This is a genomic window from Paraburkholderia caledonica (assembly GCF_000383275.1).
GTDB lineage: Bacteria > Pseudomonadota > Gammaproteobacteria > Burkholderiales > Burkholderiaceae > Paraburkholderia > Paraburkholderia caledonica.
Genome location: NZ_KB911051.1, coordinates 1 through 21,910 on the forward strand (window position 1 = coordinate 1; position 21,910 = coordinate 21,910).

Annotated in this window: 11 protein-coding genes and 2 pseudogenes; 5 read left to right on the top strand and 8 right to left on the bottom strand. The window is 56.4% G+C overall.

Annotation, left to right across the window (positions count from 1 at the left end; genetic code table 11):
* Window positions 1–927, top strand: a 927-nt coding sequence (locus tag H281_RS35055) for a LysR family transcriptional regulator (RefSeq protein WP_020071105.1), incomplete at its 5' end; no start/stop codon positions are given.
* 416 nt (window positions 928–1,343) lie between these two features.
* On the opposite strand, the gene H281_RS0131460 is transcribed toward H281_RS35055, so the two are convergent.
* The 7 genes and pseudogenes from H281_RS0131460 to H281_RS0131490 form a co-directional block, all read right to left on the bottom strand.
* Window positions 1,344–2,060: an RES domain-containing protein gene (locus tag H281_RS0131460; protein WP_020071106.1), complete on the bottom strand. Its 717-nt coding sequence runs from the start codon at window positions 2,058–2,060 to the stop codon at window positions 1,344–1,346.
* 12 nt (window positions 2,061–2,072) lie between these two features.
* Window positions 2,073–2,759, bottom strand: coding sequence for a hypothetical protein (locus H281_RS0131465; protein WP_020071107.1), 687 nt, complete (start codon window positions 2,757–2,759; stop codon window positions 2,073–2,075).
* Window positions 2,760–2,768: 9 nt separating this feature from the next.
* On the bottom strand, window positions 2,769–3,560 hold the full coding sequence (locus H281_RS35060) for a hypothetical protein (protein ID WP_020071108.1): 792 nt from the start codon (window positions 3,558–3,560) through the stop codon (window positions 2,769–2,771).
* A gap of 1,303 nt (window positions 3,561–4,863) precedes the next feature.
* Window positions 4,864–4,983: pseudogene (locus H281_RS36225) on the bottom strand (HU family DNA-binding protein); the annotation flags it as partial.
* 261 nt (window positions 4,984–5,244) lie between these two features.
* Window positions 5,245–10,137 (bottom strand): hypothetical protein, encoded by a 4,893-nt coding sequence (locus H281_RS0131475; RefSeq protein WP_020071109.1) that lies wholly within the window; start codon window positions 10,135–10,137, stop codon window positions 5,245–5,247.
* A gap of 932 nt (window positions 10,138–11,069) precedes the next feature.
* A complete protein-coding gene (locus H281_RS0131485; protein ID WP_020071111.1) occupies window positions 11,070–13,796 on the bottom strand; it encodes a hypothetical protein in 2,727 nt (908 codons plus the stop codon).
* A gap of 16 nt (window positions 13,797–13,812) precedes the next feature.
* A complete protein-coding gene (locus H281_RS0131490) occupies window positions 13,813–15,111 on the bottom strand; it encodes a hypothetical protein (protein ID WP_164701966.1) in 1,299 nt (432 codons plus the stop codon).
* 378 nt (window positions 15,112–15,489) lie between these two features.
* Here H281_RS0131490 and H281_RS37695 point away from each other — a divergent pair.
* A pseudogene (locus H281_RS37695) lies at window positions 15,490–15,695 on the top strand (electron transfer flavoprotein subunit beta/FixA family protein); the annotation flags it as partial.
* Window positions 15,696–15,760: 65 nt separating this feature from the next.
* Here the strand turns inward: H281_RS37695 and H281_RS0131495 are convergent.
* Complete coding sequence (locus H281_RS0131495; RefSeq protein ID WP_020071113.1) at window positions 15,761–16,234, bottom strand: Lrp/AsnC family transcriptional regulator; 474 nt, start codon at window positions 16,232–16,234, stop codon at window positions 15,761–15,763.
* Between the two features lie 145 nt (window positions 16,235–16,379).
* Here H281_RS0131495 and H281_RS0131500 point away from each other — a divergent pair, with 145 nt between their 5' ends.
* Genes H281_RS0131500 through H281_RS0131510 form a run of 3 tightly spaced genes read left to right on the top strand, consistent with a single transcriptional unit; the run spans window position 16,380 to window position 21,898 of the window.
* The gene (locus H281_RS0131500) at window positions 16,380–19,904 is read left to right on the top strand and encodes an indolepyruvate ferredoxin oxidoreductase family protein (RefSeq protein WP_020071114.1); all 3,525 of its coding nucleotides are present in this window, start codon (window positions 16,380–16,382) and stop codon (window positions 19,902–19,904) included.
* A 16-nt stretch (window positions 19,905–19,920) separates the two neighbouring features.
* Window positions 19,921–20,685: a 3-hydroxyacyl-CoA dehydrogenase gene (locus H281_RS0131505; protein ID WP_020071115.1), complete on the top strand. Its 765-nt coding sequence runs from the start codon at window positions 19,921–19,923 to the stop codon at window positions 20,683–20,685.
* A gap of 25 nt (window positions 20,686–20,710) precedes the next feature.
* Entirely contained in the window at window positions 20,711–21,898 is a 1,188-nt protein-coding gene (locus tag H281_RS0131510) for an acetyl-CoA C-acyltransferase (RefSeq protein ID WP_020071116.1), read from the top strand.
* Window positions 21,899–21,910: the final 12 nt, after the last annotated feature.

Genomic DNA, 21,910 nt, shown 5'->3' on the forward strand with positions numbered 1-21,910 from the left:
ACGGCGCAGGTTTCGCGGCTCGTGTCGGACCTGGAGAAGCGGCTTGACGTCAAGCTGCTTCAGCGCTCGACCCGCCATCGGATACTCACCGATGCAGGCGCCGAATACGCCGAGCGATGTCGCGAGATCGTTGCGCTTATGGACGAAGCCGAAGCGAAGGCCTCCGGGACGGCATCCAGTCCGTCTGGCCGGCTGCGCGTGCAATGCATGGCCAGTTTCGGCCACCACTATGTCGCGCCTGAGCTCGCCGATTTCTGTGCGAGTTATCCCGAAGTGATCGTCAACTACAGTACTTCGCAGTACTTTCCCGATCTGCTCGCCCGCGGTGTAGACGTGGGTTTTTATCTGGCCGAGTCGCTGACTGACTCGGGATTGGTGGCGCGTCGGCTGGGTACGACATTCGCGGTGGTGTGCGCGTCGCCAGAATACCTGCAACGCTTCGGCGAACCCACGACACCCGCCGCATTAAGCGAGCACTCATGCCTGCGTCTGATCAATCCTTCCATCACTCCGGAATGGCGACTGACAGACGGGCACGGCCCGGTGCAGGAATATTCTCCGCAAGGACCGCTGGTGGCGGACACGCCGGAACTGCTGCTCGATGTTGCTGTGAGGAGTGCCGGAATAACGCTGCTTCCGCTTTTCTCGGTCATAGACGCGATCCGCGATGGCCGGCTCCGCCGGGTGTTACCGGCGTGGCGGTCGCCCGATATTGGAATATATGCACTCCTGCCTTCCAGGCACTTCATGGATGCCAGGACCCGGGCGTGGTTGGAGTGGGCGGAGAGGCGAATCTCCCCGAGGTTACGAGAGGATGCGGCGTTCTTACGCTACGAGCACGGACCGACCCTAACTCCAGCGATGAAAAGCGACCAACGGACGGCACGTCTGCAAAAGGCCGATAAAGCGAACAGCAGTGTTCAGTAGCTACGCAACTACAATGGGCGCGCTAGCAGGTGCCGCACTTTCGCACAATCGTGCGTACGCTTTGACGTCCGCGCAGGACGTTGCGGGTAATGGAATGGCAGCGTGCAGTCAGTGCCAACCGCTCCAAGATAGCTGCGATTGACATCTCAATGCAGATGGAAGAAACATGTGAAGTCGACGACCACCGTCGAAGACTTGCCGTAGCTCGACTGCCCCGTGTGCAGTAGTGAATTTGGACGATGGCCTAGGCCGATTACTGCCAGATGCGCGCTTGTTGTTCCGATGCTCACCATCCCCGCGTCAGTCGCATACCGGCTCCGGCAGCAACGTCACTGCCAATCGGGCGGACGTAGTTTGGAACGGCGAACGCGACAGGAAGTCACCGCCGCGATGCGCCGTGCCATTGGTATGAGCCGTTAGCTGCCGACGGCCGGCCTGCCGCCGGTGGGCTCGGGAGGTCCGCACCGCAGCGGATCGGCCAGCAGTGCTGCATACGTTGCATGCTGGACAAAGGGTGTCGCAGTGTGGGTAATGCCGGCGCGGAGCGGTGCCAACGCTTCGAACGACATGATGATCGCGCCCTGCCCGCGGTAACGGCGTGATGGGTACAACGCCCCATCCGGCCGCTGCGCAGAACCGACCTTCTGCATCGCCTGGTGCAGCCGCACGCCAAACCATTGACACCACTCGTGATCGGGCGATGACAACTGGTCGTAGATCCCCAGCAAGCTCGACGCCGGCGCACCCAAATCCCACACCCTAAGCGCCCGCGGGAACGTCAACGTCGCGATCAAGCCGCCGCGTTCGGCCTCACCGTTCAGGTAGAATGTGCCAGGCCGCCGTGCGTCGTTGCATGCGAAGCGTGCTTCCCAGACCGTCGTCTCAGGCTCGGATGCCAGATACAACCAGCCAAAAGGCGCGGCACCAGTCACCTCGATTAAGGCCTTCGGCGGCCCAAACCGGTACGGGTTCCACACACGATCAGGCAATATCCCCGCTGGCGAATAGGCGGCCCGATGCAGCACCGGGCCAACGGTACGAGTACTGCGCTCCAGCGCAGCGACGAGTTGCTCCACCGCAGGGATTGACTGTGCGATGTCCGGCGGCGGTCCTACGACTTGTTGTTTTCCCATTTCATGGCTGTTTCAATAGGCTACGCTCTCTCCGGGCCGTGGAATTGCGTCCATGACTCGACGCTGCCGCTCGACGGCGGGCAGGTTCAACATCCGACGCTGACTCGCGTGCGGCGCCCCCCTTCCCTCGAACAGCTTCCCGGCCAACAGTTCCGCGGGCGCGAGCTCATTGAGTTCGTCGCGCGCGGTCACAAGGAAGGCGTGAACTTCTGTTTCCAACGCCCCTCGAAACTGGTCGAGTATTTTGGGCAGCAATTCCGGCACGGCCTCTACAAACTGCCAGGCAGGAAACACACGCCCGTTGGTCTGGCCTCGCGGCCGAACGCAGTAAAACCGTCCGGCCTCCACTGATCGATAGAGACTCGCGATCGACAGCGCCACCAACTTTTGCTCGACAACTTCCGAAGGCTTCAAGTTGGCAACAGGCAACGCATCGGACACCACCTCGGCGGCCCCTCCCACATCGGGAATCAACATCGTCGCTAAACGGCGCTCCAATGTATCGCGAATGAGCGAATGAAGCATCTCCCCACGAAGATCAAGGGAGCTCCGCTCACGGAGGGAGCCTTCGATATCCGCCGTGAACAGTTCGGCGACATCTCGAGCGATGTGGGTGGTATTGAGAACTTGCCCTTCGCTGAGCACCGCTCGAATTTTGATGTCAGCGATCCGGTTGGTTTCGTTGATTGCCTGTGCCATATGAACTCCTTAGGCGAAGTGGGGAGGCGCGCCAAGCGGGTTCAAACGCCTGGCAATGGCAGCGGCACTGCCCGTCTCACAAGGTCCATCCAGCATCCACCGGGCCGCCAACGTGCGAACGCTGGCGGCCGCCATGGAAAGCGTTTCGAGGTAGTCATGAACGAACGGCCGCGCGATCTTCTGGAAAAAGAGAACGCGCTCCATTTTCATCGCAATACTGGTCGTTAGGTAGCGAATGACCGAAGCGGCAAACGCCGCGTTTGCTCTGCGCAGCAAACCAGCGTCGACCATCTCTTGGGCGAGCGCTTGGTCTGAGGGCAGAGCCACCATCTCGATCGGCGCCCCAATGATGAAGCTCTGCCACATTTCCCAAGAAGGGCTCGAGACGCCACCCTCGTCGGATTCGTCGCACCCGAGCGTCTCTCGCACTTGCTCACGTCCAAGGACCTCCAAGTGGCGCAGTGCCACGTTGAGGGCGTGCACGCGCAGGCGAGCAGATCGGAGTTCCAATTCAGCATGGAAATTGGATGCAACGGTCGCGCAAGAACCACACAACGCCTCGGCGGCGACTTCCTTTTGCTGCAGCGCCGCAATTTCGGCATTCAGAATGGCTATCTGTGCGCGCAGCGCCGAGAGGCTATCGATTTGCCTCAGTTGTGTCCTCGCCCAAGGCCAGAAGTCTTGGGCGACCAACCCATCGACGAGGATTTGGGCCCATGTCCCCTGCGGAGTAAACGGGACCAGCAAGTTCGTGTGCGCTTCGCAGTTTGCCGGCCGGTCGTCAAAATTGATCATCGTCATGGCGATTCCCAGATAGTTACCGCAATTTTATCGCTTTTCTCACTTTTTGCAAATATCTCAGATTTCGCGATCTTATCATCAGTCAGCTAGCTTGGGCGGCGGACAGTCAGAGCAACATCCTTGACGTCGTCTGTGACACACAGGCGGCTTGCTCTGAAAGATCGACGGGTTGTGGCGTTCGCAAGCTTACGTCGCGCTTCATGAAATGCCCTCCAATTGCGTCGTGGCCCTTGGTTACCGACTCCACCGGGAGTGCGTAGCACCCGCGACAATCGTTGCGTCGTCTTTCTAACGAAGGTGAGACATGAGCGCAGCAATCCGAAACGTCGTTGGGGGCTGGGTCTATGTTGCACAAGCCGCCTCGTTACCGCGGCTGGTGAGAATCGTCTGCACCCACACGATCCCGGGTAATATCGTTGATCGGAATTCCAAAGGACAAACGCGTCTCCTACCGCGCATGGTGGCCGACCACGCAGCCGTTGAGGCTGCCATTCAGCGACTAATGAGGCCGCACCATGAGGCGAAGGAGTGTTTTCGGTTCGCTTAGGCCGACGCAATGACTGCGATCCGCAAGGCAGCTGCGCGCTTTGGCAAACTGCACTGCGAACGCATCGCTTCTGATGTCATAGGTTGGTCGGTGAGCGGGCCTACCGCTTTGCCCTCGAACAGCGCGCCTTTGCGAGATGAGTCCTCGACACGGGTGCGTGCCACCGCGCGGCAAAGAGTCACTTGTTTCGAGCTCGGAGATTCTCGACCGCTGGCTGCGAACCCAATCGGACATCGCAGTAAAGCCCGACATAAACAAGTCGATGGTCATTGCGCTGCATCGCTCGGGCTTCGTTAGCAGCGGGGAGAGGGGTACACGAAGACGCGGTTTCAAGGGCTTTGACATTCTTCCGCTTCACCGCCTTGAGACGGAACCGCTTGAAGGGAGCGGACGCTAAAACTAGTGTCGCGCGCGAAAATATGTTCCTGCCGTTGTACGACGTAGACTTATCACGGCGGGTTTTTTTACGAAGGCCACAGCGCCGCCATTCTTCGTCAACTACTTTTGCAATGCACTTTACGTGAGTGCCCGTCCTGCGCATGCGAGTCGGCGCTCACGCGTCTCGACAAAGCGGCCCGTCGGATTTGGAACGCGGCGCGCGGGCCGGTCCCGTCGCGGGCGATGTGGACGGCTTGTCGCGGCGACTGCCTGAACTGGTCGGAGGGAACAAGCCGGCACATGAGCGACACGATCGCTGTTGAAGTTCGTAGCTATTGAGGCCGGCGTCCTGCTCGGCCGGAATGATGCCCATCTCCATGACCCGTTCACGGCATCCTTGAACGCCTTGCCGGCCGTGAATCTGACAGTCTTGGGCGCGGGAATCTGGATCTCCGCGCCGGTCGCCGGATTTCGGCCGATGCGCGCAATTGTGCACCCCGGAAGCCGCGCACGGACGCGCTCGCCTCTTCGCATCCGGTTGGCAGGAATGACCGCCTCCGTCAGTTGCTCCCGGCCATGGGCACCGAGGGCGACGCAGCGCCGGATACCATGTAGGATTTCACATCGATGCTGGCAGTGTTCACAATACTTCTAACATCCCCCATCAGCCACACTACCTTGACTAGCGCAATCTACGAGACGTACCGCCCCGCCCCGCGGATTCATAACAGCGGCAGTCAACCCAACCGGCAATGGAGCTCAAAGGCTGAAGCTCGATCGATGCAGCTTATGTCCCTCCCAATGTCTGGTCTCCCGTGCAAGCAGGTGCCTGATTGCGGCTACCTTCTCTTGCGCTTGTTGACAGTCCATTTCCGAAATCTCGGAAATACGCATGCCGCCGATTGAGTTGGCTGATGTACCAAGTCGCAAACCGCCGTGATCGGTCACAATCCAGCGATCGTGTATTGGATGTTTTCCTTCGGTACCGTAGCCAATGATAAACATGTCAGTCTGCGGCGGACATCCGTCACATAACTCGTCCCAAGCGTCTCGGAACACCTCCTCGGCAGTACGACCTTTGGTAAGACGCTGAACTTCCTCCTTGCTGGATAAGACCACGATTCGTGTTGCTGGCGATACTTCGGCGATCGTTTTAATCACTTCCAAGTCATCTGGCCCAAAGTAAGGATCACTGATATAAATTTGATTCTCAGACTGTGCCGCCACCCACTCCCTGAGCCGAACAAACAATTGCCCTCGCGATCCAGGCCCAACGATCGAGTCACCGACCTCCAAGAGAGTAGTCCTGAGGCCTCCTCCACTTCGAACTAGCAGGCTCACGGCCACATCAGCCGCACTGCATAGGCTTTCAAATAGCTGGGGAAGGGATTTTTGCGCGATTTGCTGGGTTGATTTTTTTAACGCACTCTCGACTATCCACAACCACACTGGGTAGCTCAAGGGAAACGGGAAATGCTTACTCTTGCTGGCCAAGTCCATAAAAACTTTGGGTTGTTGAGCGATCTGCCTTCCGGCATTCATGGCACCAACGTTCCGAACGGCAATCTCCGTGAGGTCTAAAAGGGTGTGGTCTTGCAGGCTAAGACGAGTGACATCCGTCGCGGCCTCTTTACGCGCATCCAGCAGCTTGTGGTGCTCCTTTAACGCGGACTTAGGGCCGTCACTGGCTTCGTCGTCATCCAAAATTGCGATCATTTCGTCGACGAGTGCTGGATCAATATTGTGAGCAAGATCCAGCATTTTTTGTCGCTTATCCATCAATCCATCGTCTGTGAAGTGATTCGATGCTAGCATCGCCTCTTTCAGCAAAATGCGACACTTTCCTTTATCGAACGGTTCAATGATTTCTGCCACCCATTGATAGCGCTCAATGCGATCGCGGTCAGACGGGATATTTTGGATATCGTGCTTTACGCCGTCAAACCAGAGCCCATCGGCAAACGGTCCTAATCCACCGGCACACGATGCAACAATGGTAACTACAATTACCCGATCTGCCCCATTCGTAATCGCCTTCGCACGATTGAGTAGATTAAGCCATTGATTATTATCCCTTTGCCTGGTCTCGTGTATCTGACATCGCAGGATTTCAGCGAGACAAGCGATCAAAAATCCTTCGTGTCGGATGTTATTCACATCTGGCAGCTTCTCTTCGACAACTTTCTTCAAATCCACCAAAATGTCAGCAACTTGGTTACGCCGAATCGAACTACGGTTCTTCTTGGCACCAAGGCTGTTACATAATCTCGAAACGTTGTTGTAGATACATGAATCCTCGGACATCAACTTGATTTGCGCTAATACAGCGATTGCTTCTGAATATGACAGGTCGAACTGCGTGCGATTTCGCTCTTGGTAAAAGTTCGACGGCAACATCTTTCTCAGGATGGTTACTGCAATCAAATCTCTCAGTTGATCCCTCTTTTCGATTTCGACGTATCTGTCGATACGAGCATTCGCAGCATCAGCAGATATGAGGTACAGCAGCGGTGCAACGTGAAATAAAATCGACTGCTGAAGAGATTGATTGTTATCAAGATAGGCACCGAGCAATGGCTCGATCTTTCGTTCAACAATCTTTTGGCTAAGGTCTCGCTGGGGTCGAAAAAACAGCTGGACCCCAATCTCGGCCCAAACCTGCGCTTGTTCCTCCGCTGCGGGGATCATTGCTACGATATTTGATAGCCTGGACAAAGCAGCGTCGAAGTCTTGAGGACATTCAGCCACATATTTGGCAAACACTCGACCGGCGAGGCCAGTCACTAAGAACAATTGAGAACTTGCCAAGAAAGATGGAGCGCTCGAAACCTTCGCCTCATCTCTCACCATGTCGAGCCACCGCTCGGCGCTCCTTTGGTCTACTGTCGCTAGTTCGCTGACGACCCAGTAACCAACATCGACTCTCAGAGAAGAATCTGGAACGTCTCTCCATAGGTCCAGTGCTTCTTCAAGAAGCGTGGTAGGCTTTCGCAGCGACGCTGACGTATTGATGATTTTGTACGTCAGGACCATGCTTTGCACCCTGCGCGCGCCGTGCGGAATTTGCTTCCAAAGAACCAGTAGCCGCGGCTCAACTGGAGCGTTGTTATCCACACTCTGATCTTTCGAGATTCGGTACAACAGATAGAGGATTAGTTTTTCGCGCTCCTCGGCATCGACGATTTGTTCAATGCCGGAGACGACAATTGCAGCGTGATCATTATACGTTTTGTTAATCGCCAGACACCGAACGACCTGGACGAACCCCTTGTCTCGTCGAGCGCGGGTGTTAAAGCGTGAAACCAATCCAAGGGCCCTGTCAGGCGCGGCCATGCAGATGGCTCGTATCGCGTCAACGGAAGCGACATAATGTTCTGCAGTTTGAGCGAGTAATAGGTCGGTCGCGTCAAGCAAATGTTTTGTCGTTTCGGCAATAACGCCAGTCCTTTCTTCCAACAGGTCCTTATCGCGCAGCAATCCGATGTGATAAAGCATCCAAGCGTAGCAAGCGGTTCTGATGCCGACATCGGAAACCGTATGTACCTGTGCAAATAAGTCAATTAGATCTGAGTCGACCGCCTCTGGATTCCAGCGTTGTCGGCCCCGCAGCAACAGCATGCGCAGGCGCACTGCGTCCTCGGATGTACCGTGCGCGGTCAGTACACCGCTCTGCGCTTCGAGTCTCGATATAACACGATCCGAAATTTGTTGATCAGTAATATGAGGCGCAACGATGGCGATTTCTCGAAGATCTTTAAGCTTCGGTGCAGTGGAGGTATCGCGGAGAACTATATCAAGGCCTGCTAACGCCACTTCATGGGCTCTTGCATCCCGGCGATGTACTTCCAACCACCGTTGGAGCAGGAAGAGCTTGTGACTTTCTTCGAGGTGCGACGCGCGGTCCAAGACGTGGTCTGCGTTCATATTTTTGACCAAGAACTCGGCCGCGTCCAATACGGGTCGTATCTTCGCCGTGGCTTCAACTCGAACCGTCGAACTGTTCGGCTCCTGGTTGCGCGCGCCGAGCGTGTCGCTCGTTTCGGGTTGCGGAACTGTAGTCGCATCCCGCCTTCTTGACCGCGGCTCGTCTGATTTCTCGAGTATTTGTAGGGCAAGGTCAAGATCAACCTGTAAGATCTCGGCAGCTATGCTGATCAAAACCGGTTCTGACAACTCGCCTTCGAGTTCCGCGAGCAGGTCTCGCATCGTTGCAATGACCTGTTCAGGGACCGTCTTGCCTTTTTTCGCGAAGCAACCGGCAGCCGCCGCCAGTTGTCGCAAACGTTCTTCCGATGTAGCAGCGGTTAACGCCAATGCTGCGGCGGCATCTTCCTTTCCCAAAGACAGAAGTGCCTCTATTTCGTAGGTAGAGCTCGCCGCGAGCGTAGTCCCATTGATCGCGGACTGAATTAATGAAAATCTAAGCTCCGAATATGTGTCGTCTCCTTGTCGCGCTGAGATGACCCCAAACTCCGCATGGCGTTTCAACGACCTGAGTGAACTTTCGTGCGTGAGGAGCCTCGCGAAATGGTCACAAGAAAGAACCTTGAGCGCCTCAGCGTGCTTGCCAGCCGCAACAAGTTGAGATGGCAGAGTGACTACGCCATCCCGTTCCTCCTTCATGCTCAAGAGCCTATCAATGAGTTTTTCTTCCACAGCCTTCTGTAGATCGGCCAGCTTGTCCCCAATGAAGCGCCTCTGCGCTTCTGATCGTACGGACCAGAGGCCGCTAGTGGCACCAATGAATCGAAAGCGTTTGAGACGACCCACAACCCCGTCGTTATCGATGCCCGTGAGTTCGCTAAGAGCAGCGCTGGTTAGCGGGGCATGCGAGAACACGACCGTTGCAAGGAGCAACTCGCTTGGTTCATCAAGCTGGAGAGAGTTCCATTCATGCTCAAGCAGCCTTCCGAGGGTCCCCCTTTTGTCCGACAACAGGTCGTCAATCCGTGTGCCGTCCTGGAGTAGCGTACGCACCATGTGCAGTGACCCGATGTTCCCACCGGCATACACGTGAAGGGCTCGAGCGTCTTCCGCAGGAAGTTGGAGATCCGCGAGATAGGCTTCAGTCTCAGGTTCACTTAGCGAGAACGGGGGAATTTTTACGGCGCCGCGCTTCTGGAGGTTGAGCTCGCGAAATAATCTATCGCTACCGGTGATTAAAAATTTGAACTCCGACTGAACCGAAGGAAGCTGAGAGAATATGTCGATTGTATTCGCCCGGTCGGCTTTCTCTGCGTCCTCAAGGCCGTCGACAACGAAAGTGATTGGACTTCGGCGTCCCATCGATTGCAGGCGAAGGATATATCTATGAAACAGTTCCTCGCTGACCGGCGGCTCAATGGTCGGTTCGTTGCGATGCACCAGGTAATGGATCTGCTCGCAGAGAGCGAGTCGGAAAAACGACTGCGAGTAGAACATCGGGCTACCGGCTGTTAGGAAGACGCCAATTGCCCGGCCCTCATGGCGGGACATATATTGCGCTGCCAGCTCCGATTTCCCCGAGACTGGATCACCCTCTAGGAAAACGATGCTGTTTGAATCCAGCGCCCGATCGATTGTATCCAGCACGTTGCTTCGCGCTATCCTTTTAACGGGAGCTACTGGCGCATTGCGCGCATGCAGGATCACGCTGTCCACTTCTGAACTCATACCGCCCCCGTCTCAGATTTTGATTGTAGCTCTGCTCAGATTCGGCAGTGCTGCCGGCACAGCCGGTCTACCTATTAGAACAGCTTTTTCACTGTAGCTAAAGCACAAACGCGGCGATTCGCACCGGTTGTTCCCCCGTCTCTGATTGAATATGCTTCCGACTCGTCAACCGTTGCATGGTTTGGTCGACGGTATCTGCGCAACAGGCCCGCGCCTTCGGACAATCAGTGCGCGCGCACGAGACGCGCATGTACGACGTAGTCGCGACTATCGCGGGATTGCCTGGCCGTAACCGGGACAATCTGAAGGGTTTGCAAATAACCCTGTACGCCAGCCCCGAATTCGCGGCGGCTGCACAGACGGAGATGCGAGGCGACTCAAGACCTGAGACGGACAAGAATCTCGTTGGTCCGAATGCTGACGTCGTGCGCACACTGTTAGACGATGTAATCATGGAAGGGGCGTCGAGACCCCTAGCGCCGCCCGTCAAGCACTGATGCCAGCGCCGGTGTGACTATGGTTATCTGAGGGGCGAATGATTGTCACCGTCGCGTATGTTGCTGGCCGCTTCGCTAATGGATGGTCCTCGATTCGGTTAGCTGCCAGACTCGTAGCGCCTGACACAGGTATTCCCCTTGTACCACTCGGACCCTCGCGAGCGGAAAGCTCTTATGTCGTCAGCGCTATCCACTCCGTCAGACATTTTTCTGGGCGGCCGGTGACGGCGCAAAACCCCCGTCGGCGTTTGAGGTAAGGGTCAATTCTTATACATGCGGATCGAACGACTACAGCGCACGGTTGTGGCCTAATTACACCAAGGTTTCGCTTGAGGTTACCGAAGCAAACCGGCGGACCGGTTGCAGCCGCCTTGACCCACCCCCGCCCAGAGATATATTTACGATACGGTCTTCTCGCACCGACAATCTGGTCGTTTATGCTCTCGCAGCCCCTTTCCAGCGAATAAGTAGCGGTGCCAATGTTAGCGACAGTTCCCTTTCGCCGCCCAGACGTGCCTCATAATCACTTAGATCCTGTTGCAAAGTCGACAGGTCATCGACTTCTTGCGGTGAAATTGACGCAAACACTGCAGCATCGACTTCTTTTGGTCCGTGGCGCAACGTATTCTTGAAAAGACTAGTGGTGAAGTCACGGTCAACATCAGTGTGCAAGGCGGACAGTCGCCTCCCCAAAGCTGCGTAAAACGCTGCGCGCGATTCACCGACCATCGATGTCAAGTCCTCTTCTTTTGCCGCCCCGCCTGCATGCCTTGTAGCAAATCCTAGAGAGATCCCGCCGCTGAGTTCAACGTTATTTCTGGCCGCCTTGAGCACCGTCGCAATTTCACCGGTCTCACCTACTGCCTCAGCCAGTTCGAGAGATGCAATTACCCAGTTATGAACGGTAGCCCGGTCCGCCGGCTGGCTGCGCAAAAATGCGAGCGGTGCAAATATAGACGGTTGTTCAATCGCAACAGCCCAAATTTCTTTCAACTTTCCGCATAGCTCGAAGAGTAGCCGATCTAGTTCTTCGAGCCGCAGGGTAGACTCCTTGCAGATATCGGAGCGATACGCTACCAGATACCTGACTGGAAAATACGCTGGGGCAAAGCTCAACACAGGCTTTCGCGATATCGCGGAGTCAAGAACTCTGCTCAAAACCTGTAACACCCTGGTAATAGCCTCTCGCCCCCCCGCCCTGGGTACAACTAGCAATGCCATCATGTTATTGACCGCGCTGCTTGCGTTAATCGCGGAAGCCTTCTCAAGCGCCAGATCGACCACCGGCTTGAACTGTTTCCCGATGTCTTCTGAATGCAGGAGAAAGGGCGGGTAACGATTTAGTGCGAACAGGATGTCCGCGGCATATGTTCCGGCGCTTTCGTCACTATTAAATCTAAGCACCTCGCGCACGATTTCGCTGCCGAATTCCCGGTTCTGCTCGGCAAGTTCTCCGACGCACTCCTCCGCAAGAAAACGAATCGCCGGCTTCACAATAATCCAGTTTCCGTCGGACGGAGCCGTTTTCTTTAGAAGAGCGACAACAGAGCGCACAACCCCTTCAAGCCCTTCTTTCGTGAAGACAGGCGCGCACTGGGTCGCAAGACGCAACGCTACTTCATCGCCTGTCCAATAGCCGGCATCACCGATACGTCGTGCAAGGACATCGGCCAGATCTTCGCGAATGCCTGATCGGAATTCCGGACGACGCTCACAAATGTCAAGGACTGCTTCGAAACATGCTTTGAAGTCAGCACCGTCGTTGCGAAACTTGGAGGTCAGTTCTGAACCGATCCGGATCAGGTAACGAAGCATGACGGCAGCGAGGGGCCCACGCCCCGCACGGAGATTGCGCGCCCATTGAGAAAAGAAAGACACCGCAACGGCTCTACGGTGCCTAAGGACACCTTCGTGCGCCTCTGTGTGGTCGATAACGAATTCGCATAAGGATTCGTCGATGAATCCGTCGAAGAGGTCGGCGGACCACTGTACTTCTTTCGCTCGGTCTGCGCTTTCGCTTTCTATGAATAAGCCTACAGCGAGCTTCAACGTCGACAGATCCTGTACTTTTGCAGATATGAGGTGGTCAACGAGACATGACGCAAAAAGTCCCTTGGTTGTCCGGCTCTCCGCGAGTGCGCCAAGCGCAACCTGTCGTCGGAGGACCGACCGAAACCAAGTCTGCGCTGCATCGAAATCTTTGGCATGCCAGGACACAAACGCATTTTCCGTAGAATGCGAGCCAGCGAGCAATGGAGCGATCAACAGCGCGCTGCGCGTATCATCCTGGAAAATATTATCGCTTGAGCGAGTGCGCGTGACATATTCGTCGAGCGCGGCGTTGGCTACCACCATCGCTGGCTCACCGGAAGGGTCGGTCAGCAGGTCTGCAAGCATCCCTTCGCCTGCCGCGTAGCCGTCAGTAACAGTCGTAGAGGCCGCTAGTGATTGATTGATTGAGGCGATCATCGCCAGCGCAACGTCAGACCGCTTTTCGGGGTCTTTAAGATGCTCGAGTTCGGCCTTTGCGTGCTCATGGAACTTTTTCGCCACCCCCCAAGCATCACGATCGCAGAAAAGGTCACCCAGATGTTTGAACGACGCGACCCGTAGCGGCGGGCTCACGTCGGAAAGAATTGAATCTATATCCTTGAGCAGATTGCCAATCTCTGAGACAGTCGAGATGTCCGAACGAGAGGAGCAAACTGAAATTGCATTGAACAATGACCTCAATTCAGACTGGATATACTGGTCCTCCGGAAGCCCATTGACCACGTTGCTCAGGTCGTAAAGTCCCAGATTGAACGCAAACCGCAGAGTCGCAGGCGGCAGTGCCGTTTCCTGTTCCAATGATTCGCTTTCCGGAAAAATCTCACCATCGTTCTGCCATACAATTCGCTGCACGTACCTTTGCAGATAACTAGCTAGTTGCGCAGAACAGATCTTCGGGCGGATCAACCACGTTTCCAGGAAGACAGACCCGCCCCCGGGATGTTCTTCGACAAGGTCTTCCAACGACAGTTGACCGCCACTCATCGCGTGGATCATCGTCGCGCAGAGCGAACGAACACTCGATGCGGGCAGCAGATGTCTGAGGGTAATCCATGGCAACCAGTTGCTTTCAAAATTCATAATCGATACCGGCGGTGTCTCAGCGACCATTTTTGATTTTCCTCAACTAGGCTTGTTCAGCCGCTGCCACCGTCTGGCCGCGAACAGGTCGCACATCCAGCTTGGTAAGACCGGGAAACAATCCGCCGACCGGATTGTCTCGCACAAGGCGCGATAATGTGAAGCCTAGGGCCTTTGCGATATGCGTTGCGGGTTCCGCCGATCCATCGAGACAGACTAGGTGCATGCGGCTGGCTTCGCTGATCGCGGCCATGTCAGCTAACTTCGCGTCCACTCCGGTCCCGGCCACCCGTCTCCATCCGTCGAGGCGCCCCTGTTCGTGCTTTCCGTGCGACCAGACAGACACCCCATCGGGGTAGGAGCCTGAGCGAAATGGCACCGGCACGCATGCACCAGACAGACCACCCTTTTTTTTGTCGATCTCGTCGAAGTTTGCCATTACGAAGCTTGCGTAGTGATGCCTGAAGCATTCGTCGCGCTTGCCTGCGTCAACGAAGGCAGACTCAAATTCGCCCCGCCACCTCCGTCGCTTCTCACCGCCTTGAGCCTCTCCGACCGGTGTACATAGCGACAGTGAAACGATGTCGACGTGATCTGCAGGAAGCTTCGGAAAAGCAGTGGCGCTTGTGTCGAAGAATGCCTTTAGCGGATTGGGAAGCAGTGAATCTGTTGGCAGAGATAGGGCATCGGAACAAATCAGCGGCTGGATGGTGATCGACATGTATCTGCTGTTCGGTGGAACGAGCGTTACCAGACTGAGCAGATTCGCTTCGGTCATATGAGCCTCGGCAAGCGCACTGTATTCAACGGCAGCGCGAACCGCCTTGGGGTGCAGGCAAACGCGCAAGCTGCCACTGGACTCGACCAGAAACATGCATGCGAGATTGAACCTGCTTCCGTGCCTTTGGTCGCAGAACCAGTGTTCGAAGCGTGCAAGATCGGCCGCCTGTACTGAATTTATGCGCTTGAGACCTGCTAACAGGTCTTTGATTTCCTGGCGCGAAAACAAGTGGTTGGACCTTTGCGAATCGGGACGCAGGCCGACATGCACGCAGCACTGAAATCGCCGATCTACAAATGCAGTCATCGCAATGATGAGATCCTCTGCCGCCATAAATGCCTCGGGGAAGACAATCAGATCGGCCTCGACTGGCTCACGAATCGCGGATGATGCCTGACCCATTACGGGCAGATCCGAGGCCGTATCGAAAAAATCTCGCAGCACGGCATCGAAGACATCACCATGCGTTTGCGGAGCGTAAGCCTTCGGCTCGACCACATAGATACGAAATTGGCGACTGAAACGCTCGAAAGACCATTCCAGCCAGTTTGTTTTGAAGGTCATGGACTGTTTCGCTTTGTCAACTGTGCCTATTGTCGCTAGGCATGCGACCGTATGGGCCATTCTTATTGTCAGTGATGAACTTCAAGGCCATATGTTTCCTGAACACCAACAACCGTTCACGATGAGCGGCATTAGATAACGCTGCTTCAACCGAGCTAGACATCGAGCTTGGACGCTGACCTCGCCGTTTTCGCATCACCGACTCGGAGGTGCGCCGCCGTTTCGGGCTTGGATCTCCGGTTGGCTTCCGCTTCGATGCACACGCTGCTCTGCGCCTCCCATCTCGGATAATTGCCGATTATCAGAACGACCGGATGGTGGCAGAGACAAGGCGTGCGACGGATTCAGTGAGCGCTCTGGCGAATCTTAGCAAATTGGGTAGCCGCGCTCGCACATCTGCCGCGGGCGACCTTTGCCGCGCACGTATCGATTGCGGATGGTAAGGCGATGGTGGCACGCGACGCCGATGGCGGGGCTGAAACGCTTGCACTGACGCTCCCAGCGGTGGTTCACCACGGATTTAAGGCCTAGAGCCGCGATATGCACGCGTCCGAGTGTTGCCTGACATCTGGACGGCATCGCGAACGCTACATCAGGATGACGCTTGCGCCGGTTGACAGGCTCGCGAGTCGAGGTCTGGTCGACTGTTCTATTCATCCCGAACGCGGACGGGAAGCGTCGTCTTGTAGTGAACTCGACGCAGCGCGATTGACGTGTTGATGTCACGCACTCCAGCAATTTTGGTCAGCTTCTCCATGACGAATCGCTCAAGGCCGGCGATGTCGGGAGCAACGACTCGCAACATGTAGTCGAACGCGCCAGTCATGAGGTAGCACTCCATCACCTCCTCAAAATTCGCTATCTCCTGCTCAAAGCTTTTGAGTAACGGGGCGCTCTTCTTGTCGACGGCGACCGACACGTATGCGCTGACGGGGAATCCCGCCTTATCCTGGTCTAACAGCGTCACATGCCTATTGATGATGCCGCTGTCCTCAAGCAAACGAATGCGCCGATAGTACGGGGACAGAGACAGACCGAGCGACTCGGCCAACTCCGCTGCTTTCGCGTGGGCATCGTCTTGCAATGCCTGAAGAATGCGAACATCGACCCGGTCCAGCTTCATTGACCAACTTCCTGTGAACGCATGGGTAACGTGGGAAAGATTGCTAAGGCTTGCGCAATTATGAAGTCAGGTTAGCACACTTCGTCGCCATCAAATACCTAGAATCAAGCGGTACTGAGAAGATATTGGAGACGCAAAAGTGGACATGCGAACGCCGGAAGTTGAACGCGCTATCGACCATGATTATCGTTTGGAGGACCGCTATCTTCGCGAGGAGGGGACCGTCTTTCTTACCGGAACTCAAGCCCTCGTTCGGATTCTATTCGAGCAAGCGAGGAGCGACCGGCGTCTGGGCATTAAGTCGGCTGGTCTTGTCTCTGGCTATCGGGGGTCGCCGCTTGGCGGCTTCGACCAGGAGCTGTGGAGACGGAAGAAGCTTCTCAAGGACGCAGACATCCGCTTCGAGCCAGGCCTCAACGAAGACCTTGGCGCGACGATGGTCTGGGGTGCGCAGCAAATCGACGCCTTCCCTGGCAAACGCGTGGATGGTGTCTTCGCCATGTGGTACGGAAAGGGCCCGGGCGTGGATAGAACTGGCGACGTCTTCCGAAATGCAAACATCCTCGGAACGTCCGCTCGCGGTGGCGTGTTGGCAGTAGCAGGAGACGACCACGCTGCGCAGTCTTCGATGTTTCCGCATCAAACCGACCACGTCTTCGAAGGAGCGATGATGCCAATCATCTTTCCTGCGTCCGTCGAAGAATACGTGAAATTCGGCTTGGCTGGATACGCGATGTCGCGATTCTCTGGACTCTGGGTAGCGTACAAGGCAATCACAGAGACCGTCGAAAGCGGCCGGTCCATGGTTGTAGGTCGAAGCGATCGAGCGAACGCTGGTTTTCTCACACCCTCCGATGTAGAAGTACCCGCAGGTCGTGGCTTCAACTACGACCCTAAACTTCCGTGGCCCTCAGAGCGGACTGAACTCGAGCGCCGAATTATCGAGGAGCGACTGCCTGCTGCTCTGGCGTTCGCGCGCGCAAATCCGTTTGACAACACATTGGTGCGTCCCCGTGACGCGCGGGTCGGAATCGTGACGGTAGGAAAAGCCCACGGCGATGTGCTCTCAGCATTGGCCAAGCTCGGTTTGGATGCTGCGGAAATGGAGCGTCTCGGTATCGGTCTCTACAAAGTGGGTATGACGTGGCCGTTGGAGACGGCGGGCGTCCATAACTTTGCGCGCGGCATGTCAGCACTGATGGTCGTTGAGGAAAAGCGCTCTTTTGTCGAACGTCAGATTAAGGAATCGCTCTTCAATGTAAAGGCGAGCGAGCGGCCTGATGTCTTCGGTAAGGAACTCGGGGACAACAGTAGCCTCGTGCCGGCAACGCTTGAACTGTCACCTGGACAGGTCGCCGACTCACTCCGCAAATTCCTCGCGTACACCAACGTGGCAGTTGACGTTCCGACACCGGCCCCGATTGCGAGTTCTGGCAGAAAGTCTTTTCCGATTCTCACCGACGGCGAGGACAGCGTGCTCACCCGCAAGCCGTTCTTCTGTGCAGGCTGTCCGCACAATACGTCCACCAAGCTTCCGGACGGCTCCTACGCGGCTGCTGGGATCGGTTGTCATATTATGGCGCTTGGCGATGCGGGTTCCACGGCAACTTTTTGCCAGATGGGCGGCGAAGGTATCCAGTGGGTCGGACTGTCGACCTTCACCGAAATGCCGCATATGTTCATCAACCTCGGTGACGGGACCTATCAGCATTCGGGTAGTCTCGCAATCCGACAGGCCGTCGCTGCGAAGGCGAACGTCACCTACAAAATTCTCTTCAACGACGCGGTCGCGATGACTGGGGGGCAGCCTACGGAAGGTGGGCTAACGGTACGTCGGGTGGTCGAGCAGGTTCAGGCCGAGGGCGTTGCTAGCGTCACTATCGTGACCGACGACACGTCAAAGTATGCAGCTACTGCACCGGGTAATGCTGCCGTTGTTCACCGTGACGAGCTTGACTCACTGCAAAGGGACCTCCGCAAAAAGAAGGGTGTGTCCGTAATTGTCTACGAGCAAACATGCGCCGCGGAGAAACGTCGCCGCCGCAAGCGCGGCACGATGCGGACGGCTCCGGCGAGAGTTGTCATCAACCCCGCCGTATGTGAAGGTTGCGGCGACTGTTCGGTTCAATCGAACTGCATTGCAATCGAGCCGCTTGATACGGAAGTGGGCAGAAAGCGTGCGGTCAATCAGTCCACGTGCAACAAGGACACGTCATGTGTGAAGGGGTTTTGTCCCAGCTTCGTAACTGTCGAGGGCCTTGAACCACGCAAGCCAGACCAGGCGAGGACAGAAGCGGTAGAGAATGAGCTTCGTCAGCAACTTGGCAATCCGTTGCCTGTTCCGCCCGAGATTAGACAACACGCGCGTATTGTCGTGACCGGCATCGGAGGTACTGGTGTGGTCACCATCGGCGCAATCCTCTCGATGGCTGCGCATCTCGAGGGCCGAGGTGCGTCGACGCTCGATTTCACGGGATTGGCGCAAAAGAACGGCGCAGTGCTTAGTCACGTGCAGATTGCGAGCAGCCGGGGCGAAATCTCAACGTCTCGAATCGAAAGACAAAGCGCGAATGTGCTCATTGGTTGCGATGCGGTCGTTGCTTCGAGCAAAGACGCTCTCTCACGACTGGTTTTCAATTCGACTCAAACCGTCATCAATACGCACATCACACCGACGTCGGATTTCGTGAAAAACGGGGACCTGGCGCTGAGCGAGTCTGCTCACCGAAAGTCCATCGTGGCCGCGGTTGGAGATGCCACGTCCATTTTCTGGAACTGCAACGCAGCGGCGGAAACAATCTTCGGCGACTCGATTGCGTGCAACATGATGATGGTCGGGTTCGCCTTCCAGCGAGGAATGATTCCGCTGTCGGAGGCCGCAATCATGCGTGCAATCGAACTGAACGGAGCAGCGGTGTCGATGAACAAGCGCGCCTTCCTGTGGGGACGACTCATTGCACATGATGGCTGCGCCATTGACCGACTCACGGAAACGCCGGTTTGTGTCGAAGAACAGTTTGACCTTGACCAGTTTGTCCGGTCGAGAATGGACGACTTGACCTCTTATCAGAATGCGGCTTACGCACAACGCTACAAAATGCTCGTAGACCACGTCAGTGCTGTGGAGCGCCGTGTGCGCGGCGCAGTTGGCGACCTTACAGCGTCCGCGGCTCGCAGCTATTTCAAGGTTTTGGCGTACAAGGACGAATACGAGGTCGCCCGTCTCCATAGCGACGGCAGCTTTAGCAAACGGCTTGCCGAGACATTCGAAGGTGAAGGCAAGTTTACTTACCACATGGCACCGCCCGTCATTTCGCGCGTTGATTCGCGGACCGGACGTCGCAACAAGGTTGCGCTCGGCGGATGGTGGCTCAAGCCCATGCTTCGGGTTTTGAAGCACGGGAAGTTGCTTCGCGGAAGCGTCCTCGACCCGTTCTCGCGGCAGAGCGACCGGAGGTTGGAGCGAGCGTTGATTCGAGAGTTCGAAGACGACGTCGAGCTTGCACTCGCGCACCTTTCTCTGACAAATCACAAAGCCGCGCTTGACCTGATAACGCTTCCTTTGGCGATTCGTGGCTTCGGGGTCGTCAAAGAGAACAGCTATAAGGCGGCACAGCAACGCCGATGCGCCTACCGAACCGAATTGTCCAATGGCTTGTGCCGTTCCTGACTGAAAGGAATTACCTATGCACATCAACAATAGCGTCATCGTCATCACTGGTGGCGGTTCGGGTCTGGGAGCTGCGACTGCGGGTCTGCTGGTCGAGCGTGGAGCACGCGTCGTATTGGCCGACATCACAGAGGAAGCAGGTTCAACGACAGCGACCCGCCTGGGCGCCAACGCTCACTTTGTAGCCACAGATGTCACGAACGAAGAAAGTGTCATTGCGTTGGTCTCGGCCGCGAAGGAAATCGGCTCAATTCGCGGCGTCATCAACTGTGCTGGCGTCGCACCCGCGGAGAAGATTGTAGGCCGTAACGGTCCGCATCGACTGGACACATTCGCTCGAACAATCAATATCAATCTCATCGGCACGTTCAACGTCGTGCGCCTTTGCGCAGCGGCAATGTCGGAAAACGAACCGGATGAAACGGGTGAGCGTGGCGTCATTATCAACACTGCTTCTGTCGCTGCGTTTGATGGCCAGGTCGGACAAGCGGGCTACGCCGCATCGAAAGGCGCAGTTGTGGCCCTGACGTTACCTGTTGCCAGGGAGCTTTCTCGCTACGGCATCCGGGTGATGACCATTGCACCGGGAATCATGGAGACCCCAATGCTGTTGGGAATGCCTACGGAAGTCCAGGAGTCCCTCGGAAAGATGGTCCCCTTCCCTTCGCGTCTCGGCAGACCACAGGAATACGCGCAACTCGCCGAGCACATCCTGATTAACACATATCTGAACGGAGAAGTCATCCGCCTCGACGGCGCTATTCGTATGGCCGCGCGCTGAGCGCGTTAACAATGGAGATAGACACATGAACAATGACCCGATTGTTATCGTATCCGCGGCCCGTACCCCAATGGGCGGTTTTCAAGGTGAGTTGAACCTGTTGACTGCGCCGGCACTCGGTGCCGTAGCCATCAAGGCGGCGCTTGAGCGCGCCGGCGTTAGCGGGAGCCAGGTAGACGAGCTGACGCTCGGCTGTGTTCTTTCCGCTGGTTTAGGGCAAGCGCCCGCACGGCAAGCTGCGATTGCAGCTGGACTCCCTCTGTCTGTTCACTGTTCGACGGTCAGCAAAGTGTGCGGGTCCGGGATGAAAGCAGTGATGGTTGCTCATGACGCGCTTGCGGCCGGAAGTGCTTCCGTAATTGTGGCTGGCGGGATGGAGTCGATGAGCAATGCGCCGTACCTGTTGCCGAAAGCGCGTGCCGGGCTACGCATGGGGCACGCTGCAGCGCTCGACCATATGTTCTTCGACGGGCTCGAGGACGCCTACTTCGACCGCGGGCGCTTAATGGGCACGTTTGCTGAGGACTGCGCCGAACGGTTTTGCTTCACCCGAGGCGACCAGGATTCGTACGCCATCGCGTCGACCGTCAAGGCTCAGCAAGCCATTGAAAGCGGCGCATTCGATTGGGAGATTGCGCCAGTCACTGTCACAAGCAAGGTCGGCGAGAAGACAGTAGATACGGACGAGCAGCCGCCGAAGGCTCGGCTCGACAAGATTCAGAGCCTGAAAGCGGCCTTCAAGAAGGACGGAACCGTCACGGCAGCTAACTCGAGTTCAATTTCCGACGGCGCCGCGGCGCTGGTTCTGATGCGCCTTTCGACCGCCGAAAGGCAAGGACTGCAGCCGTTGGCTGTAGTCGTCGGGCATAGCACTTACGCTGACGAGCCTCGCTTGTTCACAACGGCACCGATAGGTGCAATCCGAAAGCTGCTCGACAGAACAGAGTGGTCGATAGGTGACGTGGACTTGTGGGAAATCAATGAAGCGTTCGCCGTGGTTTCCATGGCCTGCACCAAAGAGTTGGGGATCGCTCCGGAGCGGGTCAACATTCATGGTGGCGCATGTGCATTGGGCCATCCCATTGGCGCGTCAGGTGCTCGTATTCTCGTGACGCTGTTGGGTGCGCTTCGACAAACCGGAGGCAAGCGAGGCATCGCGAGTTTGTGCATTGGCGGCGGTGAAGCAACCGCGGTCGCCATCGAGGTGGTCTGAATTGGGGAGAGA